Origin of the sequence: Methanococcoides vulcani, from assembly GCF_900111645.1 — an archaeon.
Taxonomy (GTDB): domain Archaea; phylum Halobacteriota; class Methanosarcinia; order Methanosarcinales; family Methanosarcinaceae; genus Methanococcoides; species Methanococcoides vulcani.
Genome location: NZ_FOHQ01000007.1, coordinates 105,026 through 131,855 on the forward strand (window position 1 = coordinate 105,026; position 26,830 = coordinate 131,855).

24 protein-coding genes and 3 tRNA genes are annotated in these 26,830 nt (G+C 43.5%); 12 read left to right on the forward strand and 15 right to left on the reverse strand.

The features are described from left to right. Positions 1 to 133: 133 nt before the first annotated feature. On the forward strand, positions 134 to 2,956 hold the full coding sequence (locus BMX02_RS10260; RefSeq protein WP_091690592.1) for a M1 family metallopeptidase: 2,823 nt from the start codon (positions 134 to 136) through the stop codon (positions 2,954 to 2,956). 43 nt (positions 2,957 to 2,999) lie between these two features. On the opposite strand, the gene BMX02_RS10265 is transcribed toward BMX02_RS10260, so the two are convergent. Further along, the gene (locus tag BMX02_RS10265; RefSeq protein WP_091690593.1) at positions 3,000 to 3,665 is read right to left on the reverse strand and encodes an HAD family hydrolase; all 666 of its coding nucleotides are present in this window, start codon (positions 3,663 to 3,665) and stop codon (positions 3,000 to 3,002) included. A gap of 21 nt (positions 3,666 to 3,686) precedes the next feature. Beyond that, the gene (locus BMX02_RS10270; RefSeq protein ID WP_091690594.1) at positions 3,687 to 4,037 is read right to left on the reverse strand and encodes a DUF5684 domain-containing protein; all 351 of its coding nucleotides are present in this window, start codon (positions 4,035 to 4,037) and stop codon (positions 3,687 to 3,689) included. Between the two features lie 99 nt (positions 4,038 to 4,136). Here BMX02_RS10270 and BMX02_RS10275 point away from each other — a divergent pair, with 99 nt between their 5' ends. From BMX02_RS10275 to BMX02_RS10305, 7 genes are all read left to right on the forward strand, one after another. Then, entirely contained in the window at positions 4,137 to 5,039 is a 903-nt protein-coding gene (locus tag BMX02_RS10275) for a DMT family transporter (protein ID WP_167879335.1), read from the forward strand. A 269-nt stretch (positions 5,040 to 5,308) separates the two neighbouring features. Further along, complete coding sequence (locus tag BMX02_RS10280; protein ID WP_091690596.1) at positions 5,309 to 5,755, forward strand: 30S ribosomal protein S13; 447 nt, start codon at positions 5,309 to 5,311, stop codon at positions 5,753 to 5,755. Between the two features lie 12 nt (positions 5,756 to 5,767). Beyond that, a complete protein-coding gene (locus BMX02_RS10285) occupies positions 5,768 to 6,322 on the forward strand; it encodes a 30S ribosomal protein S4 (RefSeq protein ID WP_091690597.1) in 555 nt (184 codons plus the stop codon). A gap of 13 nt (positions 6,323 to 6,335) precedes the next feature. Then, entirely contained in the window at positions 6,336 to 6,716 is a 381-nt protein-coding gene (locus BMX02_RS10290) for a 30S ribosomal protein S11 (protein ID WP_091690598.1), read from the forward strand. 23 nt (positions 6,717 to 6,739) lie between these two features. Continuing rightward, entirely contained in the window at positions 6,740 to 7,543 is an 804-nt protein-coding gene (locus BMX02_RS10295) for a DNA-directed RNA polymerase subunit D (RefSeq protein WP_091690599.1), read from the forward strand. Between the two features lie 55 nt (positions 7,544 to 7,598). Further along, positions 7,599 to 7,686: transfer RNA gene (locus BMX02_RS10300), tRNA-Leu, on the forward strand. An 83-nt stretch (positions 7,687 to 7,769) separates the two neighbouring features. Next, positions 7,770 to 7,857: transfer RNA gene (locus BMX02_RS10305), tRNA-Leu, on the forward strand. Between the two features lie 211 nt (positions 7,858 to 8,068). On the opposite strand, the gene BMX02_RS10310 is transcribed toward BMX02_RS10305, so the two are convergent. From BMX02_RS10310 to BMX02_RS10335, 6 genes are all read right to left on the reverse strand, one after another. Then, entirely contained in the window at positions 8,069 to 9,997 is a 1,929-nt protein-coding gene (locus tag BMX02_RS10310; protein WP_091690642.1) for a hydantoinase/oxoprolinase N-terminal domain-containing protein, read from the reverse strand. A 32-nt stretch (positions 9,998 to 10,029) separates the two neighbouring features. Then, positions 10,030 to 11,211 carry a Cdc6/Cdc18 family protein gene (locus BMX02_RS10315; protein ID WP_167879338.1) on the reverse strand — a complete coding sequence of 394 codons (1,182 nt, stop codon included), beginning with the start codon at positions 11,209 to 11,211 and terminating at the stop codon, positions 10,030 to 10,032. Between the two features lie 16 nt (positions 11,212 to 11,227). Further along, positions 11,228 to 12,598 carry a monomethylamine:corrinoid methyltransferase gene (locus tag BMX02_RS10320; RefSeq protein ID WP_091690601.1) on the reverse strand — a complete coding sequence of 457 codons (1,371 nt, stop codon included), beginning with the start codon at positions 12,596 to 12,598 and terminating at the stop codon, positions 11,228 to 11,230. A gap of 496 nt (positions 12,599 to 13,094) precedes the next feature. After that, positions 13,095 to 13,937 carry a polyprenyl diphosphate synthase gene (gene uppS, locus BMX02_RS10325; protein ID WP_091690602.1) on the reverse strand — a complete coding sequence of 281 codons (843 nt, stop codon included), beginning with the start codon at positions 13,935 to 13,937 and terminating at the stop codon, positions 13,095 to 13,097. Positions 13,938 to 13,991: 54 nt separating this feature from the next. Then, positions 13,992 to 14,303 (reverse strand): DUF2551 domain-containing protein, encoded by a 312-nt coding sequence (locus tag BMX02_RS10330; protein WP_177165267.1) that lies wholly within the window; start codon positions 14,301 to 14,303, stop codon positions 13,992 to 13,994. 106 nt (positions 14,304 to 14,409) lie between these two features. Beyond that, positions 14,410 to 15,456 carry a radical SAM protein gene (locus BMX02_RS10335; protein WP_091690643.1) on the reverse strand — a complete coding sequence of 349 codons (1,047 nt, stop codon included), beginning with the start codon at positions 15,454 to 15,456 and terminating at the stop codon, positions 14,410 to 14,412. Positions 15,457 to 15,537: 81 nt separating this feature from the next. Between BMX02_RS10335 and BMX02_RS10340 the strand changes: the two genes are divergently transcribed. Further along, the gene (locus tag BMX02_RS10340) at positions 15,538 to 15,723 is read left to right on the forward strand and encodes a 4Fe-4S binding protein (RefSeq protein ID WP_091690644.1); all 186 of its coding nucleotides are present in this window, start codon (positions 15,538 to 15,540) and stop codon (positions 15,721 to 15,723) included. 115 nt (positions 15,724 to 15,838) lie between these two features. Here BMX02_RS10340 and BMX02_RS10345 read toward each other — a convergent pair whose 3' ends face one another. The 5 genes from BMX02_RS10345 to BMX02_RS10365 all read right to left on the reverse strand — a co-directional run bounded on the left by BMX02_RS10345 (position 15,839) and on the right by BMX02_RS10365 (position 23,319). Next, positions 15,839 to 17,785 carry a hypothetical protein gene (locus BMX02_RS10345; RefSeq protein WP_244625300.1) on the reverse strand — a complete coding sequence of 649 codons (1,947 nt, stop codon included), beginning with the start codon at positions 17,783 to 17,785 and terminating at the stop codon, positions 15,839 to 15,841. Positions 17,786 to 17,798: 13 nt separating this feature from the next. Further along, positions 17,799 to 19,955: a type II/IV secretion system ATPase subunit gene (locus tag BMX02_RS10350; RefSeq protein ID WP_091690603.1), complete on the reverse strand. Its 2,157-nt coding sequence runs from the start codon at positions 19,953 to 19,955 to the stop codon at positions 17,799 to 17,801. Between the two features lie 406 nt (positions 19,956 to 20,361). Continuing rightward, complete coding sequence (locus BMX02_RS10355) at positions 20,362 to 21,792, reverse strand: nucleotide sugar dehydrogenase (RefSeq protein WP_091690604.1); 1,431 nt, start codon at positions 21,790 to 21,792, stop codon at positions 20,362 to 20,364. Positions 21,793 to 22,011: 219 nt separating this feature from the next. Continuing rightward, entirely contained in the window at positions 22,012 to 22,776 is a 765-nt protein-coding gene (locus BMX02_RS10360) for a phosphatase PAP2 family protein (protein ID WP_244625301.1), read from the reverse strand. A 339-nt stretch (positions 22,777 to 23,115) separates the two neighbouring features. After that, the gene (locus tag BMX02_RS10365; protein ID WP_091690606.1) at positions 23,116 to 23,319 is read right to left on the reverse strand and encodes a DUF5371 family protein; all 204 of its coding nucleotides are present in this window, start codon (positions 23,317 to 23,319) and stop codon (positions 23,116 to 23,118) included. Between the two features lie 232 nt (positions 23,320 to 23,551). On the opposite strand from BMX02_RS10365, the gene BMX02_RS10370 reads away from it, so the two are divergent. From BMX02_RS10370 to BMX02_RS10380, 3 genes are all read left to right on the forward strand, one after another. Beyond that, a tRNA-Arg gene (locus tag BMX02_RS10370) sits at positions 23,552 to 23,626 on the forward strand. Between the two features lie 43 nt (positions 23,627 to 23,669). Then, positions 23,670 to 24,122 carry an N-acetyltransferase gene (locus BMX02_RS10375; protein ID WP_091690607.1) on the forward strand — a complete coding sequence of 151 codons (453 nt, stop codon included), beginning with the start codon at positions 23,670 to 23,672 and terminating at the stop codon, positions 24,120 to 24,122. Between the two features lie 79 nt (positions 24,123 to 24,201). Then, a complete protein-coding gene (locus BMX02_RS10380) occupies positions 24,202 to 25,137 on the forward strand; it encodes a nucleotidyltransferase domain-containing protein (RefSeq protein ID WP_091690608.1) in 936 nt (311 codons plus the stop codon). Positions 25,138 to 25,248: 111 nt separating this feature from the next. On the opposite strand, the gene BMX02_RS10385 is transcribed toward BMX02_RS10380, so the two are convergent. Next, positions 25,249 to 25,563: a DUF2098 domain-containing protein gene (locus tag BMX02_RS10385; protein ID WP_091690609.1), complete on the reverse strand. Its 315-nt coding sequence runs from the start codon at positions 25,561 to 25,563 to the stop codon at positions 25,249 to 25,251. Positions 25,564 to 25,577: 14 nt separating this feature from the next. Continuing rightward, positions 25,578 to 26,531 (reverse strand): GTP cyclohydrolase MptA, encoded by a 954-nt coding sequence (gene mptA / locus BMX02_RS10390; RefSeq protein ID WP_091690610.1) that lies wholly within the window; start codon positions 26,529 to 26,531, stop codon positions 25,578 to 25,580. Positions 26,532 to 26,830: the final 299 nt, after the last annotated feature.

Sequence of the window (26,830 nt, forward strand, 5' to 3'; positions counted from 1 at the left end):
TCTCATTCGGTTTTTCTCCTCTCCATCCTCATCCTCATCTCCTCTTCATCTTCATCTTCTTCGTATTCTCCTTCTTCTCTTCTTTAGAAAAGTGTTTAAGCTAACAGTACTTTAGAAAACTAGGTGTGAAAGAATGGAGCGTATCTACAAGTATTATCCGGAGGATTTTGGAGAACTGACAGTAAAGGTCATTCATATGGACCTTTTGTTCGATGTTTACGATGATCACACTTATGTGAGTTCGGACCTCAAGGTCAGGACCCTTGGGGAACCGATAGCATCACTTGATCTTAATTGCCGTGATCTTGAAATAAAAAAAGTTAGCTGTAAAGATCATGATGTGTCCTACGAATACAGGACAGATGAGCACATTCTTTCTATTGGATTTGGTTGTCAAATTCCGGCAGACACAGAACTTGTGATCCATACGGAAACCGTATGCAAGCCGACCTGGAATGTCCTTGAAGGTCTTTATTATGACGAGACTCCTGCAGGGGCACCGCCACAGCAGATAACACAGTGCCAGCAGTGGGGATTCCAGCGTATCGTTCCATGTATCGATGACATGACCGCCAAATGTACTTACACAACCACCATCATCGCGGACGAGCGATATACAAATCTCATAACCAATGGTGATGTTGTGGAGAATAAACATTCCGTGGGTAATGGTAGGGCTAAGATCGTCTACGATAATTCCGTCACGCCAATGGCAACTTACCTTTTCTTCCTCGGGGTTGGAACCTACCGGACATTTACAAGGGAGTTCGAATACCCCGATGGTCATACTTTCGACCTTGAGCTACTGGTGCCGCCGGAATCGGATGTTTATCCGGCAGAGAAAGCACTGGATGTACTCTATGATTCAGCGATGTGGACCTATCTTTTCACAGGTCCTGAGCAGTACAATGATATCGATAAGAGAAAGGAAATATATGACCTGGTCCGGGTACGCGATGCTCTCAAGTCTGAAGGGAAGTCTGATGACCTGGTATTCTTACGGGATGAGCTTAAAAAGCTCGACAGCTCGCTTACTATGGGATACAAATATACAGGTACCGTCTATCGTGAGATCGGTATGCAAAACTCCGATTTTGGCGGTATGGAGAATGTTGGCAACACTACCATCACAACCAACCGTATTATGCCATACCCGGAAACTACTGATCCCTCATTTGAGTATATGGTACGTGTCAAGGTCCATGAATATTATCATAACATAAACGGTTCTGAGGTCACAGGCTGGAGCCCGTTCGAGATATGGCTTAATGAGGCAGTGACTGTTCACATCGAGCACCAATTCCATGCATTTGTCTTCGGAGAGAACTACAGTCGCTTGTCCAACGTTCTTGATCTTCTGGCACCCGGGGTTGGTACTTTTGCACTTGACAGTGGTGCAGCTTCCATGTCCATTGTTCCCGAAGGGTTCAATGATCCCAATGACCTGATCACAGCGGTTACTTATGTAAAAGCTCCTGAATTCGTGAGAATGCTGGAAACCCTTATGGGTAAGGAAAACTTTGCCCGGGCTCTTGATATCTATCATAAGAAGTTCAGCCACTCAAATGCTACAGGTTCTGATTGGCTGAAGACGATGGAAGAATCCTCTGGTATGGACTTTTCCGAAATATCTGAGACATGGCTGGCACAGACAAAATTCCCGATGGTCCACATTGATACTTCCTATGATGCGGACAGTATGTTCTTTACATTAGATCTTCATCAGGAAGTTCCGGAGGGTGGAAAGTATTGGGAATTCCCCTTTGTTGCAGCTCTGGTGGATGAGGATGGAAATGACATTGTGGAAATTAGCGAATGGATATGTTCCGAGGATGCTAATATTGCCATCGAGAACGTTGAAGCCCCTGCATTTGTATCTGTAAATCGTGGTTATTCCTTCTATGGAAAGGTCATTCGTGAAGTTTCTGATGAAGAACTTCTTTTGCAGGTAAGGAAGGACAGCGATATGATCAACCGTTTCATTGCCTACTACACTCTTTTGGACAGGGAGAAAATGAGGTTGATGGCTGATCCTCAGGCAAAAGTATCTGAGATGTTCATCGAACTGTTCAATGATCTCATTGATGATGATGTTTTGATGGAAGAGATGGGTGGGCAGTTCCTTGCTATCTTTGAATCAGTGGAAGATGAAAGGTTAGCACATCGCTACCAGATGCTCTTTGATGTGAAAAAACGCATCCTTGAAGGCATTGCAAGAAATAACACTGTTTCCCTCCTGAATCTTTATCATAAGTACCTGAAGGTGTCGATACCGCAGGATGATACTCTTGAGGAGCATGCTCGTGTCATCAAGGCACGTCAGGTGAAGAACACTGTGTTGCGAATCCTTGCTACTCTTGACACTCCATTTGTGCATCAGTTATGCAATAAGCAGTTTGTTGAGGCATCATGTGCAAGTGACAGGCTTGTGGCATTTGACTGTTACATTAACAGTTCTGCTGAGGATAAGATGGAATTTTTGGAGAACTTCATGGAAGAATCCAGGAAGAACCTTGTTGCATGGGAGGCTTTCCTTTCAATAGTTGCAGGAAACAGTAGCTCTGATGCTGTTTCTCTTGTGAGGAACATCGAGGCTTCAGATTCCTTCCGCATTGAGCAGGCCAACGATCAGCGTGCTCTATACGGTGGTTTTGGAAGGAACAGGAAGATATCCCTGCAGACGGAATCAGGGCGTGAACTTCTTCAGTCCATTCTGCTCAAACTTGCATCGGTTAACGAGTACAGCACAACAAATCTCCTCAATATCTTTGCTAACATCGACTTAATGGAGGATGAATATCATTTGCCATTGGTCTCAATACTTGCAGAAATGCTTGACAGTCTTGATGCGGATAAAGTTCCAAGTGTCTACAACAGGATAAGAAAGCTGTTACAAGGTGCTCCGGACGCAGTGGGAGTTTATGAGGCACAGTTTGGTAAGATCAAAGCTATTTGATACTTAATTAAAAGGAGAATTAAAGGATATTCTCCTTGCCCTTTTAATTTGTGAGGACAAAGTCCAGAACGTCTGTAATGCCTGATAATATTATGTCTGCTTCAACCTGATCAGAATAGTGCCGACTATCTCCATAAGCAGCGTAAGCTGTTATCATTCCTATTTGTCTTGCAGGTTCGATATCTCTCCGGGGGCTATCTCCTACAAAAACTGCCTGCGGCGGTTTGACTTCCAAAAGGTCAAGTGCAAAATGGAATACTTTATGGTCAGGTTTTTTGGCACCTGTCATGTCGTTGGTCACAATGAAATCAAAAAATTCTATTATTTGCATTCTTTCCAGTCTTTTGGTGGCCTGGTGTGAGTGAGCATCGGTGACCAGTGCCAGAGAAATGCGTTCTTCTTTCAGGACTCCAAGTGTATGCTTCACCCCGGGGTACAGCACAAGAGCTTCCACTTTAATGGTTTCATAGATCCTGCAACAGGTTTCATAATTCTCTTCGAAGTAAAGCTCATTGTCCAGAAGATAGTCCTTAATGTTCTCAAGATCTTCAAAACCGGGTGTGCCTCGCAGGAAATATCCGAGCATGGCTTCCGGATTTCCTGCACCCAGATGCTCTACCATCTTTTTACATGCAGTAAGCTTTGCTTCCAGAAAATCAAATAGGGTGTTGTCCATGTCAAAAAGGACAGCTTTTACGTTCCTTTCCATGGGGCAGGAGCTCCTCCTTTTTTAATCGGAAAAGGCAAGATATCCGGGTAACACTAAATTAATAATTGGTACTAATATGACAAGTCCCAACCATTTTGATTTGTTGACGGCGAATGCGATCTCTCCCCAGATGTAGGCAGCATAAATAATGTTTATAAAAGGTATGAAAAATGGTATCAAGGCTATGCCTGATAGTCTGCATATTCTTACCATTAGTAGAAGGTTCAGTATAGGTATCCATGCCATCCATACATTTGCTGTCTGTGTCTTTGCAGCGATAACCTGTAATGAATAGGCGAAGTATATATAGAACACTAAAGCTGCGAACAAATGTGATATTCCAAATCCCGGGAATAGTAGTCCTGTATCCATGTTATTCACCTATATTCAATAGAATTGTCATATGTTGTATTTATCCATACTGGTGATGTTGGAGATGTTCTATATAATGTGCATTCTATATGAATGGCCATGGCTTCAGCACCGATAAGGGGCTACCTGGAAATCACTTCCGGATGCATAATATATGGTATGGTGGGTGTATTTCTCGCTTTCATTCATGATATGGGTACTCTGCCGATCATATTCTACAAACTTTTGATAGGTATAGTGTTCATGCTGGGCTATCTCTGCCTTACCGGAAAAACAGGGATCCTCAGATTGGGTGGAAAAAGGCGTCATCTTCTGCTTCTTGGTGTTTTCAAGCTTATGACCATATCTTTCTATTTCACATGCATCATTTATTCCGGGCTTTCAATAGCAATACTCTTACTATATACTGCACCCATGTATGTGACCATATTATCTCCTGTCGTTCTTAAAGAGAAGCTGACAAGAATTGGCCTTGTTGGATTGGTCCTGTCCATGATCGGGATCTTCCTTATTGTGGACCCTGCAACATTTATTCGCTCTGGTATGGGAAATCTCCATTTTATTGGTATCGTGGCTGGTATCCTGTCGGGAATATCATTCAGTTGTATTATCATGACTGCCCGTTACGTCAGGGATGAGTATTCCGGCTTTTCGCAGTTTTTCTGGGCAACTGTCTTCTGTGTTGTTGTGCTTGTGCCATTTGCCCCCACTGTGTCCGTTCCGGTGCTTAGGGAGAACTTTCTGATGCTCCTGCTTTTCGGTTTGGTGAATACAAGTATCAGTGGTGTTCTGTATTTCAACGGCCTTTCACGGGTTCGGACCCAGGCCGCCAGCATACTTGCAATGCTGGAACCGGTAAGTGGTATCTTTTTTGACTATACTATTCTTCATAATGCGATCTTTGCCGAGACGATAGTTGGTTGCATGTTCATTATTGCAGGTGCTCTTCTTGCCGTAACTGAGCATATCTCATTTGGAAGGTATCTTGAATTTGGGACTTGAACTTCCCGGCACGGGGAATTTTATATTGGGATTCGATATGGATATATATGATATTGTTATTTGTTAGTTATATTCTGGTATAGTTTAGTATGGAATGTTCTTACTGAACATGCCAAAGAATTGTAATAAATAATGTTATATACCAGAAATTGTATATTCAGCGGAGTCGCTTTTGAATTTATAAAAATTTAAAAAGCCACATGGCTGTGTCGGAACCAATGTGTTCCGAGGCTACGGGGTGTTGTTTACACCCTTAAGGAGGATATTATATGGCAGACGAAGAAATTAGACATCTGGTTCGTATAATGAATACTGACCTGCAGGGAAGCCAGCGGGTTAAGTACGCATTGACCGGTATCCGTGGTATCGGGTTAAGAGCCTCTCGTGTTATTGTAGATAGTACTGGTGTCGATCCAAATGCAGTGATCGGTTACCTCCCTGATGAGGACGTTGAAAAACTTGATACTGCAATTGCGCAGTTCGAGCAGCACCTTCCTGTATGGATGCTCAACAGGCAGCGAGACCCAACAACCGGGGACAGCAAACATCTTCTTGGTCAGGATATCGTTATGACCCTGAAGGAAGACATTAACAACCTTAAGAAGGCACGCGCATACCGTGGTCTCAGACATGAGAGAGGTCTTAAGGTCAGAGGACAGAGAACCAAGTCCACTGGAAGACGTGGTAGCACCATTGGTGTAAGGAAGAAGAAATAAAGGTGATGCAATATGGTATATCCTGGTAAAAGCACAAAATCTTATGATACACCAAAGCACCCCTGGCAGGCTGCTAGGATGGCAAGCGAGGTCGAGCTCGTCAAAAAGTATGGTCTTCGTAACAAGAGGGAACTTTGGAAATCACACAGTGTACTGAGAAGGTTCAGGGCAGATGCAAGGCGTCTTCTTGCTGAATCTGCAGAATCCGATCTTACCGGCCATGCAAAGACCGAAGCAGATCAGATCCTTGCAAAACTTATCAGATACTCAATTCTGAAATCTGATTCCAGAATTGATGATATTCTTGGTCTTCAGACTGATGTTATTCTGGAGCGCAGGCTTCAGACACAGGTCCACAGGCTCGGACTTGCCCGCACTGCACGTCAGGCAAGGCAGTTCATCACCCACGGCCACATCTCTATAGATGGGAAGAGGGTAACTGTACCTGGTATGATGGTCACAAAGGAGCAGGAAATGGCAATTGACTACTACGGTAAGTCTCCAATTTCCAAAGAAGCTCACCCTGAAAGACCTGCACAGATCGCATCATCACTCGTAGAGGAATAAGGAGGAGTAAAATATGGCAAACGGAATCTGGGGTGTTGCAAACATCAAATGTTCATTTAACAACACGATCATCACCGTGACTGATCTCACTGGTGCAGAAACCATCGCAAAATCCTCTGGTGGAATGGTTGTAAAGGCAGCAAGGGACGAAAGCTCCCCATACACTGCTATGCAGATGGCAAGCCAGCTTGCAGATACTCTTAAAGACAAGGGTATCGAAGGTGTTCATATCAAAGTAAGGGCACCTGGAGGAAACAAGCAGAGAAGTCCGGGTCCAGGCGCACAGGCCGCGATCAGGGCATTTGCAAGAGCAGGCGTCAGGATCGGAAGGATCGAAGACGTTACACCAGTACCCCATGATGGAACTCGTCCAAAAGGCGGAAGGCGTGTATAATCACAAAGAACAGAGGTTTTCCAATGGAAATAGATATACTTGAGTTATCCGATAGGTCAGCAAAGTTCATTTTATCAGGCACAACTGCAGCTTTTGCAAATGGTGTCCGTAGGGCAATGCTTGCCGATGTACCGACGCTAGCGATCGATGACGTGAATATCTATAATAATACTTCTGTTCTGTATGACGAGCAGCTGGCATTGAGGTTGGGTTTGATCCCCCTCACATCCAGTCTTGAGGACTTTGTGCCGCAGGATAAGTGTACCTGTGAAGGTAGTGGCTGTCCTGCATGTACTGTCTCTCTGACTCTCAGCGCTGAAGCGGGTGAAGAGGAGCAGGTCATCGTTCATTCTGGTGACATTGTCTCATCTGACCCTAACGTACAGCCAGCAGACAAGAACATTCCTATAATTGATCTCAGGACCGGCCAGAAGGTTGTCCTTGAGGCAATTGCTCACATGGGTTATGGAAATAAGCATGCAAAATGGCAGGCAGGCGTTGCTTGCGGCTATAAGAACATGCCTGTGATAACCTTTGAGGGATGTGACCGGTGCGGCATATGCGTCAATGCATGTCCAAGAAACATAATTCAGCTCGGTGAAGAAACTGCTGAGATCTCCAAGGACGATCTTCTCAAGTGCTCATTGTGCAGATTATGTCAGGATTCATGTGATATAGATGCTATTTCCGTTGGTGTAGATGAAAGATCTTTCATTTTCACAATGGAATCTGATGGTTCATACACTGCTCAACAGTTAATCTTAAATGCAGTGAATACCATTAAGGGAAAAGCCTCTGAGATGCAAAACATCCTGAGCACACTGTAAATTGGAAATCTTGATTTCCTTTTTACTTTATATTTAATTTCAGAAGATCTCATTTGCGGGGGTTGCCCAGCCAGGCCAAAGGCGCTAGGTTGAGGGCCTAGTCTCGTAGGAGTTCGTGTGTTCGAATCACACCTCCCGCACCAAATCATTCTGATAAACGCCTTAACGATGCGATCCTGAGATCTTTCAGGATGGTAACTCGATATATTTAAGCAACAACCTTTTTGCGGGGGTTGCCCAGCCAGGCCAAAGGCGCTAGGTTGAGGGCCTAGTCTCGTAGGAGTTCGTGTGTTCGAATCACACCTCCCGCACCATTTTATTATTTTCAATAATTATGGCTTCTAGCTGGCGGTATCTATGAATTACTGGTATCTATTAATTGATGCTACCTACCAATTGATGTATCTATGATTGATCACGCCTATTAATTGATGATCAATTTAGCTACTAATTTGATCAACCAATGAAATTTTCAAATAAAAAAAGAATGGGAATGCAAAAGCATCTCTCAGGTCAGGTATTTTGTTAGTTCTCTTCTTCGATGTGTTCCGCTACACCCAAAACAACGATCTTTGTTTCTACCAGTGTATCAGAACTTTCAAGGATCACCTCATCCTTTTTAATATCTATCTTCACGGAATCCGGGTCAAGGTCTGCATCTCTCATGTATTCCCGAACGGTATCCTCCCCCAGTTTGAGGGCATGTTCCAATGCTTCTTCATATTCGTAGAAGTTCTCCCTTCCTTTTTCTGAATAAACGTAGAACTCCCAGTCCGGTGCGGCCATGGAAACCGGTCGTATCAGGATCTCAACTCTCCTGATACCCTTTGCAGCTAATGCTCCTGCGGCATTACCCACACTTGCAAATTCCGGTAATATGATCTCTGCATCCAGCAAGTTATTCATCTCTTCAAGATATGCGATCACAGGACCACCTATTAGCACCACTGGAACTCCTACTTTGAACTGGATGGGTGATTCAACATCGAAGATATTACGTATCTCATCCCTTGATATGTTCTCCAGGAAGAATGAAACAAGGTCCGCCGCCATGTTCTTGGCAAACTCCTTTTTGACATAGGATGCGAACTCCTCTGCTTCCATCTTACAAAGGGATCCGAGATACTGCGCACCGATGCGGGATGCCTCTGCATTATACTCCGTATATTCACCAAGCACATGCAAAGCATCCGTGGGTGTAAAATTGATGGGTTGTATTAGCCTTTTCTGCATGAGTATGTCCAGGTGCTTCGATGAAGGATATTTGTTTATGCGTTTGCGTATTTCCTTGAGGGATGTCGGCTCAGCCGGGATCGCATTAAGGATCTCTGTTTCTATATCGCTCAATTCCATCGGCTCATACTTCGTTCTTATGTAGAACTTGGTCGGCTGGAAGTTTATTCCTATTAAACCCTTTGAAGGCATTGGATTATTGGCAAGTTGTTCGACGAATTGGGGGAACTGTGCCGCTGCCCTGCATAGGGGTATGACCCTTCGCGGTCCGAAATTTACCTTTGATGTACGGACCCAGATATCACTGTCCCCTCCAAGTGCTGATGTTTCCATTCTGATGGCCTTGACCCTCGTCTTCCATCCGCCTACAACAGCGCCGGCTTCACTCATTTCCGGGACGCCATCTCTTATCACGGACACGTCAGTACTCGTTCCGCCTACATCTATGACTGCACAGCTATCTCTCTTTGAAAGGAAAGAAGCACCTACAAGACTTCCGGCAGGACCCGAGAATATAGATTCGATGGGTTTTTCCAGTGCACCCTTGATGCCAACTACCGACCCGTCACATTTGAGCATGAATATCTTGGCTTTCATTCCACGGTTGCGGATCTCGGATTCCACACTGGACATGAACTTCTCCGTTATGGGCAGCAATTGTGCGTTGAAGAATGCCGTCACAGCCCTCTCAAATGCGCCAAGGTCCTGTGAAAGCTCATGTGCACATACCACTGGCATGCCTGTGGTCTTCCTGACGATTTCCTTGACCCTCAGTTCATGCTCATGGTTTCGAATGCTGAAATATGAAGAAACAGCAAATGCTGCAACATGCTCCTTTGTCCTCTGTGCAAATTCCCTTACTGCATTTTCATCAAGTGGCTCTGCTTCAGCACCCTTGCTATCGTGCCCTCCTTTGACCTGTATAAAATGTTCTGTGGGCAGGTCTGTGCTGATAAAATAGTCTCCTACGAGGATGAGTCCCACAGGGAAACCGGTGCCTTCAAGGATCGTGTTGGTGGAGAGGGTGGTCGATACTGACACAACATCTATCTGTGAAAGAATGTTCTGATCGATCCCGTCAAGAGCTTCACGAATACCATCCAGTGGATCTGGATAGGTTGTCAAAGCCTTATAGGACGCAATTATAGAATCATCCGGGCTTCTTACAACAACGGCATCTGTATAAGTGCCTCCTGCATCAATTCCAAGATTTAGTTTCATGCTGATCTCCATTTATATAACTCGTATTCATGTCACAGTTCCTTAAGCCTGTAATCTGAATAAAGCGTATTTTCTATTTTCTGTGGGTTCTTTCTCATTGATACAAGGCGTGTTTTGCCATATCTTCCCCTGCTTCGTACAGGTGCGGAAATGATCCCTTTCATGTCGAACTCTGAGACAATCCCGGAAACGCTGGTGCGTCCCAGGGGATTAGTGCCTATCCGGTCACAAAATTTCCTGTAGAGCGTCTCAATTTGCCCTGTTGTGATCTTGTCGTTCAGCTCTCTGGTCAACCTGATGATGCTAAGCAATACAAGTTTTGAATGTATTGGAAGATTTTCCAGTGAACTTACGAGATAGTTATCTCCCATCTCTTCATTTGCGAGTAGCACATGGTTCTCAGTAACCTTTTCTGCATTCGAACTATCGGCGATGTCCCCAGCCCTTTCTAACAATCTCAGGGATTTTCCTGAATCATGTTCTTCCCCGGATAGCTCTGCACACAATGGGATGACTTCCTTTTCAACGATATCTTCCTCAAACGCAATGGCACAGCGTCCATTCAGTATTTGCTCGATCTGAACCTTGCTATATGGGGGATATACAATGTTCCTGTGTTGAAGTGATGAAACAATATTCTGCTCAATTCTCCCCGAAAAGAACATATCGTCAGTTATTCCAATGATGCCTATGAATATATCATCTTCGATGCTCATATTCTCACCGGCATGGCTTAGGTCGTAGAGTATGCTGTGGTTCTTCAGCGCTTCGATCTCATCAAAGACCACAATGATTGTAGTTCTCTTTTCGTTCAGTGCTTTCCATAGCGCTCTATAATATTTGCCCATGGAAAGCCCGGTCTTTGGTACTTCTGTTTCTGGTGATACTTTATCCAAGATCTCAAGTATGATCTTGCTGGTCGTGTTGATCTTCCGGCAGTTGATAAAGACGGGCACAACATTAAGCCCTTCTTTCTCAATGGTCCCGGTCAGTTGTTTTAGAACAAATCTAACAACAGTTGTCTTGCCGGTTCCTTTTTTTCCGGATATCAAGGCATTTACAGGTTCTCCGTGGTGGAGTACAGGCCTGATCAGCGAAGCCACTTCTTTTACCTGCTCTTCTCTTCCAACAAGCTGGTCCGGAAGATATTGTGAAGATAGCACAGACCTGTTCCTGAATTTCTGTATTCCGTTTATTCCGAAAATATCATTCATGATAATTCCACGAATCTTATTCAATACCGCAGTATCCGCTAACCTCTGCAAACACATCCCTGTAGAGTCCCATATATTCATCTGTGGGTCTCATCTCATATTCCGATCTTACGTCATAGCATTCTCTGAAAGGTTTACCTTCAGGAGCATGTACCAGCAAGTTCTCATATTTTTTGTAGATCTTTCGGACAGCTTCATCTGCTTCTGCAAGTGACAGGCTTGTAGCCATGTGTGCTACTTCTCCCATGAACCGGGATTCAAGTCCAGTGGAGTGGTCTGCACCCGCTCCGCGAGCTCCGACAGGTCCGATAAGCATGTCCCTTCCGGAAACAGTATCTCCAATAGCCTGTGCAGCGGTCTCATAGAACATCATGTCAGTACAGCATCCTGCAAGATTCCAGTAATATCGTGCTGTGTAGTGGTGCATGTTGCGTGAAATGGCAATGGATGATAGATTAGATCCCCACATGATCTCTTTTGTTGAGGATGAATTTGTATTCACATGCACAGCACCGGATACGTGTACACTTGCACTGGTAAGTATCTTTGACTGGATGGTCTCTGCTACATCAACGATGGCCAGTCCTTCAGGTGTACCAATACCTGTACCCCCGAAAACCGGACATTGCCCGCTCAGGAAATGATTTCCGTGCTCAAGGTGGAATATGGATTTGTAGAACGTTTCATAGTCGGTCTTTAGTTCATCCAGCTGATAGACCTCCTGAACATCTGCACTGGAGTAAAGTTCATCAGAAGATACCAGCATGTATGCCGGTGAAATAGTTGGTGTTCCCGGCCCCATCAATGCAAGACCTTCACGTCCTGCAAGTTTTGTTGCAAGCCTTTCCTCCCTCGCTTCTTTCAGGGCGGCAAGCATCTCAAAAGGTGTTTTACCGCGTATTCCTTTTCCACCCATCTTTTCCAGGGCGCCTGCATATAAGCCCTGTACGATAGGCTCCATGGCCGAGCTTAAGTGAACTTCAAGGAAGTTTTCCTCGGAAACCGTACCTCCCATGGGACCTCCGATTATAACCGGTGGTTCGGAGTCCATTGTGTATCTAAAAGGAACGATGACCTTTTCCTTTAGTCTTCCGATCTCAAGCATCTCAGAGGTGTTCAGGGATTTGATAATATCCTCTTCTTCGATCTTTATCGTTTTCTTTGTGTCGATACAGTAGATCCCCTGGGATCTCAAAAGCTGGACTGCAGCTTCAAATACAGAGTCTGCAAGGCTCGTATCAGTTGGAACGATACTCTCGCCATCATATTTGATATCATATTCCTCTGCCAGTTCCTGTGATCGCATGAACACTTCCATGTCATGTTTTTCTTCGGACTTTTCTTCCCCGGTGGTAGCATATTTGAGGTATTTGTAGATATTATTCATAATATTGACTCCTTTGTTTTTCATTAATGGTTTTGTTTTTATTTATGGAAATTCCATGCAAATGTACTCTAAACCTCTATTGACATGAAGCGGTACATATAACTTTCCATGTTTTTATTATCTGACCACAATTGACATGGAAAATCTTTGGTAATAATGTCTAATTATTTGTTATCTTTAACATATGGCAGAAAACGGCAGAATACTTTCACCCCGCTTGGCAGTCATTAATATATCCAGAAGTAATACTGTTAATTGAGGTGAAATATATGGATGATTTCTTTACAGAACTGGTAAACAGGGCAAGATACTATGAACAATTCGAAGAATTCGTAAGAGCGCACAAATGAGCTCGTTTAAGCACTGGCCGTAGTTCCTCCATCCCGTCAGGATTGTTTGCTTTCGCTGCGGCCCCTCTTTTTCAAATTGTTTTTTCTCTTGAATAACGTCTGTTTACTTTCGCTTTGATGTATTCGAATGTGTTCGATGATCAATATTAGCTTTTATTCGTTTTCCTTATCTTACTAAGAAAACGCGTTGTTCTATGCTGTTCTTTCCTTTTCTGTTCAGCCAGGCGTGTCTGGTAGATGCGAATTGAGCGTAAGAAATCGATCTTGCGGAACTCCGGCCAGAATGGTGCACAGAAGTATGCGGCACATTCATTCCCGTTGGCCTGCCACGGCAGGAAATTTGATACTCTTTCATTTCCTCCTGTGCGTATTATAAGGTCAACGTTGGATACGGCTGCTCCTTCTGCAGGACAAAAATGGTCGCCAATTGTGGTTTCATTAATATCGTCCAATGATAGCTGACGCTTCAGTACCTTATCTGCCATTTTCCTGACAGCCTGTACGATATCCTGTCTTCCACCATATGCTAGGGCAACGTTCAGGTTGAATTTGTCATAATCCTTCGTCGCCTGTTCAATTCTTTCAGCGGATTCCTGAAGGTCCTCTGGCAGGAGGGTGCGGTCTCCTATCACACGCACTCTGATCTTTTTTTCATGTGTGCGTTCGCTCTCTCGCATATGATCGAACTTCTTTCCAATAAGCTCAAAGAGTTGCACTGTTTCATCGGTGGAACGATTGAAGTTCTCTGTAGAAAATGCATAAATAGTAAGTTCCTTAACACCGATCTCATATGACCATTCTATAACCTGCTCGGTTATATCGGCTCCTCTTGTGTGTCCGTAATTTGTCTTTTTCCCAAGTTTGTTGGCAAACCTGCGGTTTCCGTCCATAATTATAGCTATATGTTCCGGGACAGGTCCGCTTTTAACGTCTCTTGAAAGAGACCTTTCATAAGTGCCATAGAAAAGGTTCAGTATGGATCTTATCATGAAGATTCCACCCAAAGAACTAACAAAAGAGAATGGGTAACATCCTGTGGATGCTCAATAGTTGTCAAGAACTGCCTTAACTATAGGTTTATAGTCTTCTTTCAGCAGGTAGATATTATGATCACCGGTTACGTCTATACTGAGTATGCCAAGTCTCGTGTTCATGAGACCAACCATTGCTGAAACGCCTCTGTAACTCACATCAAATTTTTTCTCATTAAGATGTTTGTAGACATCGCCTGTAGTGAAGGTTCCTCCTTCCAGGAAGAGTTTCAACACATCTTCACGTATACCTGTATCATCACGGCCTAAATATTTAATAAGCCTTGCTTTAACCCGGTCTTCAATAGTCTCCAGCACAAACACCTCATTTACATCTATGTAATTTCTATTTATAAACTTATGCTAATTTATTTGTTTTATGATACAGAACGCGTTCCCACTACAACATTAATCCTTATAAATGTTGGTATCAGAGTGGGATTACCTCAACAACCAGTCCATTCTCAAAAGGATATCTCTCAATGATCGATGGAACAAATCCTTCATCCTTTAATTCTTCTGCCATGTCCTCGATGAGCCACCAGGGTAACTCTATAGTTTTGTCCTTTACTTCGAACAGGTCATCAGATAGTTCGAACTGATGTAATACCTCAATCATCCTGTCAGTATCAGCACCTTCAATGGATCCATAAACAATGGTCCCTTCTTCCGTTATCTCATCGATCTGGCGTGCTGTCTTTCTGGCTATCCTGAGCAGACGTTCACGCAGTTGTCCTGCATCCTTATATCTTGACGAACAAAAATGTATCTTTGGAACATTGTCTGCAAGTTCGATCGCATATGCTTCCGATCCTTCCACAGCGTTGCTCATGTCGTTCTTAAGCAGGAAATTCCTCTCTTTCATAGCTATTGCATTCGTATCCGCGAATTCGAGTTCGTTGAGGTTCAGGAAACAACCTGTGTCTATGACAACATCCCTGACATCGCTCACCCCTTCTATGGAGGGGATTTCCATACCCACTTCCATGCCAAGTTCAGTGGAATCCTTTATTGCACGCTCAAATTCAGATCCTTTAAGCTTCTTCCACAAATGTTGTGGTGGGTGGAACCTGATCTCATCCAGCCCAGCTTCTGAAAGGGCTTTTAGTAAATTCCTGTCAGGGGCGATCGAAGTGTACAGATGTATGTGATGTTCTTTACCAAACTGTTCTTTCAGAAGTTTGATGTAATGCAGGACTAGGTCCGACCTTATAAGTGGCTCTCCTCCGGTAATGCCTGTTCCCAAAGCATCCATCTGGAGCACTTCATTGATAACATCCTCATCGCTTTTCACCAGACGTTCATTGGCATAGGTGACATCCTTCTTTCGTTCCTCTGAAAGTGGACAATAGAAACATCCCCTGCCGCATATACCAGTAATGAAAAGCACCATCTTGGCACCTTTCTGGCACAGTTTGCAGCCTTCTGTGAGATAATTGTAGAAAGACCCTTTATCCGTATGGATGATTCCTTTCATATTGTCGTTCATATTTCCTCTTGTATATAAGTCTGGTTTAGATGCAAAAGCGTATCTATTTTGTGATATTATTGTTTGAAGATGAGTAAGGCAGAAGGCTGTATAGCTGTCATCGGATGCAATAATTGTGGCAAATGTGATAACATTTGTCCCTACGGGGCTTTACAACGCAGGGCTGGAAAGGTCAGCATTGATCATAGCAGATGCACTGTTTGCATGAAGTGCATCAATGTCTGTCCTGTGAAAGCTCTTGTCTATGTGGATTGATCCCATTTTGAATGTTGTTTTTTGATCATTCTCTTTTGAATATCGAGTTTTGGAGATTGCTTTTTGAACATCGGGTTTTGGAATTTGCTCTTGCAATACTGCTTTTTGGATATTGTCATATAAGCCCTCTGAAGAATATCCTTGAGACTATTGCAGTGACAGTAAAAACTATTATGGAGATCGGCAGAGACTGCCCGAGATCATACATGAATTGTGTTCTATCTCCTCCATTTTCGATCGTACTTGAAAATCTCACAAGAATGGCTGTGATGAGTATGAGGTATATCCCAATTGACAGCATGAACAGGTCTGGTGATATTGTCTGGTCAAGATTTTCAGGAGATATCTGTGCAGGTCCGGGGACGATGTTCTGAGGAAGTCTTGAAACTCCTTCTGCAACGTTCTGGAGGATCCTGGAGATAACTTCCGAGAGCGCTATCGTCACACCTGCGATAAGTGGTGCAAATATGCAGGCGGTCGTTCTCATTGTGGATGTCATATCATACAATGAGTGCTTGATGTTCTTCTCCACAGCCTGCAACTCTTTCAGATGGTCAGCAAGTTTGATAATTGCAATACCTGCTGAAAGATGACTTTTATGAACGCTCTCCGTGAACATGATCATTGTGGTCTGGATCCTGTCTGAATATATGTCCTTGAAAGCCCCGAACTCTTCATCGAATATTGCAGCCCTTATATTCGTTCGCATGGTTATCAGGTTGATAGAGATCCTTTCGAACACTTTTCCGATATGTGAACCTTTCATGGTCTTAGATGTGTGTGCAAATGATTCTTCCGCAGAACGCCCTTCTGATATCCTTCTGCCAAGTATGAACAATGCATCTGCAAATTCACTTTCCATCTTGTGGATATCGTCGCGTATCTTCTTGTATGGGGAATATGCCGCATTCATGTAGATGGAAAAAGCAATTACTATTCCCCAGATGATGAGCAATGTGGGAGGCATTATCCCTTCAAGGGTTGCTGTTGAAATTATGTTCAGGGGATTTCCAAGATACGTGTAAATGTAACCTGAAAAACTGACGAAGAGTCCGATCATAACTGCCATGGTAGTTGCAACTTTCCTCTTTTTCCTTATGTCCTTTAGCTGGGGATGGGTTTCCGGAATGGTTTGGGGAAGAAATGTTGCCGGTCGCTGCATCAGGATATATTCAGCATATACAAAAGTGGCAAGTGGCAGGATCACATTATAGAGTATTACAAGGGTCAAAGCGTCGAACCTTATTCCTACAACGGTAATTGCAGGAAGTAATGCCACAAGTGCCAGGGGGATAAGTATGAAGATCGAATACAGGACGTATGTTGGGGTCTTCAGGCGTGCTGCATACTGTTCCATCATTTCCTTTGTACCATCCAGCACGATGTCTAGGGCGCGGTTTAGTGTAATGACCCTCTGGGCTTCGTCAGGTTCGCTGGTTGAACTTTTGATAAGGTGAAGGGAACGTTTGAAATGTTCACTGTTCTTTCCCCACATCTCTGCAAAATCCAGCAATGCATCATCCATGCTTGAATACATGCGCACCTGCAGGTTCCAGAGCATCTTCCTGAGATCATTTGCAAGTGGCCTGCTTGAGTTCAGCGCAGCAAAATGGATTGCCTTTTCCATGTTCGAGACAAGTCTCATGGACATTACCACGTAGCTCAGGACTTCGGGGATGTCTCCTATGGATCGTATCTTCATGTATTTGGCATGAATCTTCACATACTCGCTCAGGTAGAGCAGTATTCCGAAAGGTACAAGCAATGTCATCAAGGCTACGAATGTCAGTACAGTTGGGTTGAACGTGGTTATCTGGAACAGCACTGCATCCAGGGTGAGAAATATGATAAGTGCTATCAACGAACCTGCGTAAGAGAAAAGCACGGTTTCGAAAGGCTCTATCACAAATCCTGTAAAGATGATCGCATCCCGGTATTCCTGACTGACCGATCCTTCGGTCTTTTTAGAAAAAGCATTGATGTCTCTTATGAATCTGGAAAAGTGAAGTGATGTGAATTTGCAGCTACGCACATACCAGTTCTCTGACATTCCTGTTTCCATTTTACCACTCCTGTTAAAAGTAGACCGAGGAGAAATTGTCGAACCAGCTGTTCCATTTCTCATAGACCTTTTCATAGTCCGGTCCGCCGACATTGTTCTTTTCCATATCCATGTACAGCCAGAAAATGTTGTTTGCTTTGCTCACCACATCTGCTTCCACAAGTCTGGGATCCAGTGAACCCGCATGGGCTATTTTCTGCTTTATCCTTGCTCTTATACGTATGTTGAGCGACGCATCATCGATGTTGATCCCCCATTTGCGTGCGATCTTCTCAATAAGCTCGGACTGTCCCCTGTCCAGTATATCTGTAGGGATCAATGAGTCATCAGCAGCGTTGTATTGCATGATCTCTGCAAAGATCTCCTCCGGGTCAGCATCGTCATCCCAGCCAGTGGTAACCTCTGAGATCTGCGTCAGTCTGCGTTTCTTGCTCATGCCTCCTCCGACCCGTGTGTTGGTACAGACCACCACTGCATCAGTTGACTTGAAAGATGCAGGTGGCACTCCAAGGGTGTGTACTATACGCTCATAAACCGCTCTTGTGGATGCTCCGTGTATGGTTCCCAGAACAGAATTGCCTGCAGTACCTACCTGCATTGCTTCATAAAGCACTTTGACCTCAGGTCCCCTGACCTCTCCAATAACGAGCGAGGAATTTCCAAGACGCAGGGCTGCACGTAATGCAACGTCAGGGCTCACCTCTATACTGGTATTCAGTATCGATGAGCGTGAGCTCATGCCTTGGATCTTCCATCCCAGCTGCTGCAGGTCCTCAATGGGAATCTCTCTTGTGTCCTCTATTGTCAGGATACGATATTTCTGAGGGATCTCCATCATCATTGCAGACAGCAGTGAGGTCTTGCCTGCTCCCACGTCTCCTGCTACAAGTATCGATGCTTCCCCGTCCATTAGGAAGCTCAGGAGGCCGGCTGTAAGAGGTGAGATCGATCCGGTATTGATGAGCTTTGGTAATGTCCATGGTGTCCTTGCATGTTTCCTGAAGGCATAAGCAAGCCCATTGGCACTTAGAGGATCACCGATAACGGATACACGAACTCCGAATTCCGGAAGCTCCATCTCCAGTATGGGAGTTGCTTCCCCGAAAGGTCTGCCGCTAATGGCTCGAAATCTTGAGACCATGGAGTCCAGATCATCCTGTGAAAGAAAGATGTTGGTGATACATTCATCTCCATCCACTACTACATGGACCGGGTTGATGTCTGCAGGTGCATTCACATAGACATCCGTGATCTTCGGGTCTGAAAGCACATCTTCCAGTATTCCCAGACCAGTGGTATATTTTGCAAGAATGTCAGAATATGTCCTCATTTCAAGTGGATTAAGCGTGATTCTATGAACCTTTGAATCCTCTTCAAACATCTGTTTTCCGATCCTGCGGATGTATTCCCTTGAGTTCACAGGATCTGCGAAGTTCATGTTGTCAGGACGGAATCTTATCAGCTTTTTCCTGACCCGTTCGATCATGCCGAGGTCTTCATGGGACAGGTTGTATTCAAGGGGAATCACCATGTACAGCTTTTCAGGTCGGTCCGTCATCTCATATATGGAGATCTGAAGCATCCTTCCATCATTGTTCCTGACGTCATAACATTCCATGAATCGGGTATTCTCGGGCGGTTCCGTGTATATGCGGGACGTTGAAAAGGCGGGTCTTACGTGAGGTTTGATCTGTTTATCATAATCATACCCAATTTGATCGCTACCATCGCTACCATCGTTGTCAGTATCAATGTCATCATCGCAGGCAATTTCGCAGGTAAGGTCGATGTTAAGTTCAGAAGTAATCTCCTGCATTTCCCTGACAATGGAATGGAAGTTTGCAATACATCCTGAGCATTCCGGATGGTCAGGCATCTCGATCATCTCAATGTTGATCTCTTTAAGGAGCTTGTATGATACTGATGGTTCACTCTTTGAGCAACTGATGATGTTATTGATAAGTTCCTTTCTATAAGAAATGCAGTTGTCATATTCCCTGTGTGAACAATTGCATGTAACCTGGACATTATTGTAGTTTGCAAGAGCATCTCCCAACTTTGCAAATTCATACAGGATCGCAAGTTCCTTTCCTTCATAGTCGCGCTCGTAAAGGTGGGAAAGAATAAGCCTGTTCGATATGGGTTCTGTAAGAATTGTATTGAATATCATCTCACGGCAGACTGGGTCATTAAGGGTAGAAGTGCGGTTGCATTGAGAACAATTAATCTGTATGGTCCTCTGGTTCTTCGTCTGGCGGACCCTATACTGACAGATATTTTCTGATTCCGCTTTCCTTTTTCGGATTGGATTGTGCAAATAACTTCGGAGTTTCACGTTTTTTATCCTTAGATGATTTGCACAAGCATATTGTCAGCAATTATTAAAGTATTCCTAGATTCTTTAGTCTTCATATAAATTTAATATTAGTTCTATAATGTGGGGTAGATTCAGTTGCTAAAAATAGGTGAAGAAAGGCTGGAATTCTGATCGTACTGCTTTCTTTCTTTCTTTTCTCTTCTCGGCTCAGTTCAGACTACTGCCGATCAGTTTTAAAGTGTTCTTATGGTCAGATTGTTCAAACGATCGGATGGTCGTTCTTGTCTCCCCTTCCAATCCCCTTGTACACAAAGCCATTACTGATGTACGTATCCGGATCTACAACATTCCTTCCATCGACAATTATTGTATTTTCCTTTCCAGTCAACTGTTTTAGTTGTTCTGGTCCAAGTTCAAAGTAACCGGAATGCCCGGTCATTATTGCAATAACATCTGCACCTTCTACAACTTTATCAAGGTCTTTTATGATCTCCACGCCAGGATAGTTCAGAACATGCGGATCATGTACCAATACCTCAGCTCCTCCATTTACCAGAAGGTCCCTGTAAGGCTCTGACGGTGGGTTACGTGCATCATCAGAATCATTGATAAATGCCCATCCAAGAATAGCTACCTTTGAACCTTTTACTTCCCTATCGATGCGCTTCAAGGCTTCCTTTGTCAGATGGTACATGTGTTTTGGCATAAAGTCATTTACCTTTCTTGCAAGTACAAAAATGGAATCCGTGTCCTCAGGGTAATCAAGTGTTCCTTCGCTGGTCGCAACTCCTCTCTCGAGATGGTATGTGTCCTTGGTCAGGCAATGCCCTCCCACACCTGCGCCGGGGTATAGTATTGCACGTGTGATCCCTTCACCTTTGAGACTGTCAATTCCTGCTCTCACATCGTAAACATTGATGCCCATGGCCTCGCAGTACAATGCCAGCTGGTTGATTGCTGCTATCTGCAGGTCCCTGAAAGTGTTCTCCGCGGTTTTGGTAACCTCTGCGGCCCTTGCTGTCATCGGTATTATCTTGCCTTTTGTTAGTACCGGGCTGTAAAGTTCCACTGCGCGCTTTGTGCTGGCTTCATCGATGCCACCCACAATACGGTCGTGTTCCTGTATGTTCTTCAGCAGGCGACCAACCATGACTCTTTCCGGAGCATGTGCAAGTGCAAAGTCCTCACCGGCTGTCAGTCCTGATTCTTCTTCAAGGATCTGCCTGGCAAGTGTATCTGTGGTTCCGGGGGTGATGGTAGATTCCAGTACTACGAGCATACCTTCTTTCAGGTACTTTCCTACATTGCGTATGCCGTCAGTGAGTGCACTAAAATCTGGCTGGAGGCTTGCAGGGTCGGAGAAAGGTGTTTGTATTGCAAGGGTAACTGCATCGAGTTCGGATATTCTTGAAAAATCCGGCGTGCATTTAAATTTGCCCTCGTCAACTACTTTCTTTAGTAGTTCTTCCAGACCGGGTTCTTCTCCTTTTAGAGGACTTTCTCCATGGTTAAGCATTTCGATCTTATAACCGGAACTCTTAGAGTCCCTCTGGAATCCCAGAATATGGTCAAATTTATCGGAGTTGGCAAAAAGAGCAGCTGCAGGGATTCCCACGTACCCCATTCCAAGCACACCTATCTTTTTGATAGGACCTCTGTTTTCAAGGATCAAACCTAATTTGTCTGTCATGGTCATCACTTTTTATATTTTATCTTAATTCATGCACAAGTACCATAGTATATATTATTTAGATAGTATTTAATATCTGTTTTCATCAATGTTCATGGGGTCCGGAAATAATATGAATTAAAAGAGCAGGGCAAAAATTGAAAAATAAGAATGCTATCTATGATTCTGAAAGCATTTTAAAAATACAGTTATGTTTTCATTCCGGTGGATGTCAGGCTATCATTTGATGAGCTTTTTGGATAAAAGGACTGAATTAAGAGCATCAACCAAATCAGTTCTTTTCTCCAAGGTCAGCACGATCCGCTCTGGCAATTTAAGAATGGATGTTCTGTATCGGGTTGCAACAAAATAGCTTAGCGAAGCCAGTATAAAGCCCCCGATCATGTCAGTGATCCAGTGTATTCCAAGATACAGTATCGTAAATTGGATAGCAACTGTGGTTGCCAGTGAAAATATCTTGAACCTCGTAAGATTGGTTCTGAACACCATTAACATGGCCATGGCAGATAATGCTGCATGAAGGCTAGGGAAGCAATTGTCAAGGAACGGGTCGACAATTGTAACGCCTTGCAGGATTATGGGGCTAAGGTCATACAACAGGGGTACAACATTTGGCAATGTAAAACCTGTTACTGGGACAGGTACATAAATATAAAATGGCAGTGCTACCAGGTAGATCGCGACGAAAGCGATAGTATATTCCTGCAAAACCTCGAGGTTTTGTGTATACATGAGTAATAAGAATGTAAAGATCAGCAGAAAGGAAAATCCAATTAAATAAACGGTCGCACTGGCGTATGTCAACATTGGGGTAGCAAAATTCTGGAAATAGGCGACCGTATCACCTTCGATCAGGATCATATATCTGGCATAGTTGGTGTATGTTCCCCTGTCCAGAAAATTGATGATTGCCAGCTGGGATTTTACAAGTATGTAGATAAAGCATGCTGACAAAAGATATGGTAATGTATCCAGGGAAAACATCCCTTTGTAGTTCCTCTTATGATCGTTTTTAAAATTTTCCGGCACAAAGATGTAATAAGCCACAGCTATCAAGCAGATCAGTATGGGCATCATTATTAAAGGCATTAGATATGAAGATGTCATTTCCTATCAATCCGTGTCGTTCAAATAAATCGATCAGACAGGCTTTATTTTAACATACTTCGGGTATAAGTGGTTTATGTACATTTCATCAAAATTTTTCTTACAAATAAAATAATCAAAAGAGGATAAGGTATGTAAAAATGTGATGTAAGGGCATGTTACATGAGTTGCCGAAAAAGCATGTTCATGTAACAAATGGATCTTATGAGAATCAGTTCACTTCTTGCTTTCTTTCTTTTTCTGAACGATCTTTTCCATCTTTTTGGCCCACATGTCTTCGTTCATATCAGTGTATTCACATTCAAGATAGTGCTCAACAGCAATGGTTAGTGCTTCTTTTGTAGATGAGCTGTTGCATTTTTTCTTTAATTCCTGTAGTTGCTCTTCTGCAAGGACTGTTTGTGCGTGTACTATCTTCATATGTTTATCTCCTGTTTTTGAAGTAATTCTCCTCACTGCCCATCATAATAATAATCATATATAGCTTTGTCGAATTCTCCTTCCGGGAAGTTTCTAGAAGCAAATTCATTCTTATATCTTTATGTATATGTAACAATAATAATTCACTCTTCAAATGATCTACAGCGTTCTTTTGTCCTGCATTTTAACCAATAAGTTTAAAAGAATGATTAACATTACAGGAGTAGCGCGAGGGCGTGTGGCCTAGCCAGGATATGGCGGCAGCCTCCTAAGCTGTAAACCAGGGGTTCAAATCCCTTCACGCCCGCTATTATTCTTCTATCATTTTTACAAAAACAGGAGCTTGCATATTGATAAGGAAAGCTGAACTAAAGGATGTTGATGCCATTAAAAAGATCATCAATTATTATGCAAGCCAGGACCAGATGCTTCCTCGTTCGGTCAGTGAACTCTATGAGGCTATCCGTAATTTCTATGTTTATGAAGTAGAAGGGGAATTCGTTGGTTGCTGTGGGCTTCAGGTCCTATGGGTGGATCTTGCCGAGGTCCTGTCCTTTGCGATACTTCCGGAATATAGGGAAAAAGGAATCGGTACCCAACTTCTGGACGCCTGTCTTAATGATGCCCGGGAACTTGGTGTTACAAAAGTGTTCACATTGACCTATGCACCTGTTTTTTTTGAGAAGAATGGGTTCAAACGTGTGGATAAATCGTCCCTTCCTCATAAGATATGGAGTGGCTGTATCAAATGTCCGAAGTTTCCGGATTGTGATGAAATAGCGCTTTCCATGCATATTTCCTGATCTTCTGATCGATGTGTAGTATTTATAAGTTCTAAGATACATCTGTTGAGTTAGTTTCAATAACCGTGGGTAGATCACAATGATAAAGACACGTATCAGAGATTTCATTATTACAAAAGATGACTGGATATTTGCGGTGGCAGATTATTTTCATCCTGAAGGGGTGAGGTGTGTACTGAGGTACGTTCCGGATGAATCCGGTGACCGTCAGCTAAATGGGATGAAGTATCGCAAATACGATTTCGATGTTGCCTTCGACTTTATGCGTGAGAACAGGCCTGAGTGGGTGCAGGATGTACACATCGTTCCCGAGGATCAGGTGAAAAAAGTTCTCTATCCTCCAGATCCTGTCCCTGAACTCGTAAACCAGGATGAGAGAGTGAAGGCTGTTGCAGATGTGCTACTCAGTGCTGGCATTCCTCTTGAAAAGATGGGTGTTACCGGTTCATTCCTGCCGGGATTGCAAAATGATCAATCTGATGTTGATTTTGTTGTCTATGGTAATGACTGGTTCAAGGCAAGGGATGCAATTTCAGCTGCAAAGAAGCAGGGCGGTTTTATTGAGGATATCGATGAGGCGATGTGGCATCGTATTTATAACAAGCGAATTCCTGAGATCTCCTATGAGGAATTCATCCTTCATGAGAAACGTAAGGGCAACAGAGGAATGGTGGGAGGTACCTATTTCGACCTGCTGTTCGTGCGAGATTGGGATCAGATCAATGAGCCACTTCCACGAGGCACAGACGTTGGTACAATGAGGATCGAAGCAACAGTTACTGATGCTGAACTTGCTTTCGATAATCCTTCTGTTTACAGGGTCGACCACGATGAGATCGATCATGTGTTATCATACACTCATACCTATGCGGGACAGGCGCTGGAAGGAGAGGTCATCGATGCACAGGGTGTCGTCGAACAGGTGGGTGACATTAAGAGACTTGTAGTGGGCACTTCCAGAGAGCCGAAGGGCGAGTGGATAAGGTCCCTTACATTGCTTGAGAAGAACCGGTAAGAATAGAGTACTAGTGTTCCAAAATTTATAATGTGCTGTGCTTTATCAGAAAGAGAAAGTGTTAGAAAATAAACAATTACAAAAAAAAGGTTAACAACGGAGGCAGGAAAATTAACCTCCTCCTGTTGCCTGGAAAACTTCTTCCAATGTGCTTGATTGTGCAGCTTCGGCTTGCTCTTTGATACGTTCTTTCATATCTTCTTCGGAAACAGCGTATTGTTTGCCTGCACTTGCTTTTTTGTCTGTGATCTGTAAAGTATCCACCCTGTAGTAGAGTTCGGTTGTGTTGAGAAGTGCCCATGTGCCTTCATCATCTGTTTTGATGTCGGTAATTTCTCCAATAGTATCTGTGTTGATATACCTGACATTGCTGCCAATAGTTATTGGAGCACCGTTTATATCGACAGTTGAAACCTCTTCATCCAAGATGTGATCGCTCCTTAGTTGTTCTTTATCTCTTCCCTTAGTTCGCCGAGAAGTGCAACCCTTTCTGCAAATGCATTATGCCTGTGTATGCTCTCTTCGTTGATCTGCTTGATCGTAACAATAGCATCATCAGGAACATGTTCGAATTCGCTGACAATTTTTTTTGCCATTGTCCTGACACAATCTTCAACGAACTTAGGATTTTTGTGAGCTCTTTCCACAACGACTGCCTCGTCTGCACGTTTGAGAAGCTCGACAATACTGGAGCTCATTGAATTTTCAATGATCTCAATAATTGTATCCAGTGAGATCACTACGTCACCGCTGACCTCAAGTGAGATTATACCACGTCCTCTCTGGTTGTGAGTTGCCATTGGTACTTTGTTAAGGAAATTAATAACAGTCTCGAGGTCGACACCAAGTTCACGCAGTGCTGCCTTTGCATTGTCTCTCATTATTTCCTGAGCACAAGGACAGGCGGTCATGCCGACAACTTCTGCACCGATGAGCTTTTTGACATCGATCTCTTCTTTGTCCGGTCTTGTGGCAATAGCTTCTGCAAATATCTCCACAACTTCCTGGCACTTCATTTTTGTGGATGGGGCTTCCCTTCTGACCACGTATTCACTTTTCATACGCACTTCGGAGCAGGTGGCATACTCGTGCCTGCCCAGAAGGTTCCTTGCAACATCGCTGCAAAGTTCCTCTATCTCATAAACAGGCATATTGATAGCCTTTTCAAGAACCTCATCGATCGCCTCAAAATTACGAGAGAGATTTGCACCTTTACGATCTGAAGGTAGGTCCACGAAGATTTCAAAAGTTGAAATAAGTACGATCGGACGCTTGTCCTTTCGTTTGATCTCAACAAGTTTTTTAACTCCGGTCACACCTACGCGTGTAAGGTTTATGGGTATTTGTGGTTTATTTGCTTGTACGTCAGGGAATTGCGCAACTGGAAGCTCCATTTTTATGACCTCTAATAAGAAATTAAAATAAATTATGTTTAAGTTATGCTTTTTGGATTAATAACAACCACAAACATATTCATTACATGTAAATGTTTTGTTGTGATGCAGCATTTTAACATCGGGTGCTGGGTGCCGCAACAACATATTTTTCGATTTTGGGTAAAGATATGAATTCATTTGCATTATTTTCCAGAGCAGTGGGTATATCAAATTAACTTGATTTACAGAAACATAATCAAAAGGCTACATTAAAAGAAAACTATTTATATTTCGTAAGTACAAGTACATATAACCGA

Coding starts and splice junctions, on each gene's coding strand:
- BMX02_RS10365 (WP_091690606.1), bottom strand. CDS start 23,319: ATGAAGATAGTACACGCACAAACAGTCCTTGCAGAAGAGCAACTACAG.
- BMX02_RS10315 (WP_167879338.1), bottom strand. CDS start 11,211: ATGAATGATATTTTCGGAATAAACGGAATACAGAAATTCAGGAACAGG.
- mptA (WP_091690610.1), bottom strand. CDS start 26,531: ATGGAGCTTCCAGTTGCGCAATTCCCTGACGTACAAGCAAATAAACCA.
- BMX02_RS10310 (WP_091690642.1), bottom strand. CDS start 9,997: ATGAAACTAAATCTTGGAATTGATGCAGGAGGCACTTATACAGATGCC.
- BMX02_RS10320 (WP_091690601.1), bottom strand. CDS start 12,598: ATGAATAATATCTACAAATACCTCAAATATGCTACCACCGGGGAAGAA.
- uppS (WP_091690602.1), bottom strand. CDS start 13,937: ATGATAAGATCCATACTGAACCTTTTCTATGGCACTTATGAAAGGTCT.
- BMX02_RS10355 (WP_091690604.1), bottom strand. CDS start 21,792: ATGACAGACAAATTAGGTTTGATCCTTGAAAACAGAGGTCCTATCAAA.
- BMX02_RS10335 (WP_091690643.1), bottom strand. CDS start 15,456: ATGAAAGGAATCATCCATACGGATAAAGGGTCTTTCTACAATTATCTC.
- BMX02_RS10345 (WP_244625300.1), bottom strand. CDS start 17,785: ATGGAAACAGGAATGTCAGAGAACTGGTATGTGCGTAGCTGCAAATTC.
- BMX02_RS10260 (WP_091690592.1), top strand. CDS start 134: ATGGAGCGTATCTACAAGTATTATCCGGAGGATTTTGGAGAACTGACA.
- BMX02_RS10290 (WP_091690598.1), top strand. CDS start 6,336: ATGGCAAACGGAATCTGGGGTGTTGCAAACATCAAATGTTCATTTAAC.
- BMX02_RS10270 (WP_091690594.1), bottom strand. CDS start 4,037: ATGGATACAGGACTACTATTCCCGGGATTTGGAATATCACATTTGTTC.
- BMX02_RS10280 (WP_091690596.1), top strand. CDS start 5,309: ATGGCAGACGAAGAAATTAGACATCTGGTTCGTATAATGAATACTGAC.
- BMX02_RS10350 (WP_091690603.1), bottom strand. CDS start 19,955: ATGATATTCAATACAATTCTTACAGAACCCATATCGAACAGGCTTATT.
- BMX02_RS10265 (WP_091690593.1), bottom strand. CDS start 3,665: ATGGAAAGGAACGTAAAAGCTGTCCTTTTTGACATGGACAACACCCTA.
- BMX02_RS10275 (WP_167879335.1), top strand. CDS start 4,137: ATGGCTTCAGCACCGATAAGGGGCTACCTGGAAATCACTTCCGGATGC.
- BMX02_RS10340 (WP_091690644.1), top strand. CDS start 15,538: ATGAGTAAGGCAGAAGGCTGTATAGCTGTCATCGGATGCAATAATTGT.
- BMX02_RS10360 (WP_244625301.1), bottom strand. CDS start 22,776: ATGTTTTCCCTGGATACATTACCATATCTTTTGTCAGCATGCTTTATC.
- BMX02_RS10380 (WP_091690608.1), top strand. CDS start 24,202: ATGATAAAGACACGTATCAGAGATTTCATTATTACAAAAGATGACTGG.
- BMX02_RS10295 (WP_091690599.1), top strand. CDS start 6,740: ATGGAAATAGATATACTTGAGTTATCCGATAGGTCAGCAAAGTTCATT.
- BMX02_RS10285 (WP_091690597.1), top strand. CDS start 5,768: ATGGTATATCCTGGTAAAAGCACAAAATCTTATGATACACCAAAGCAC.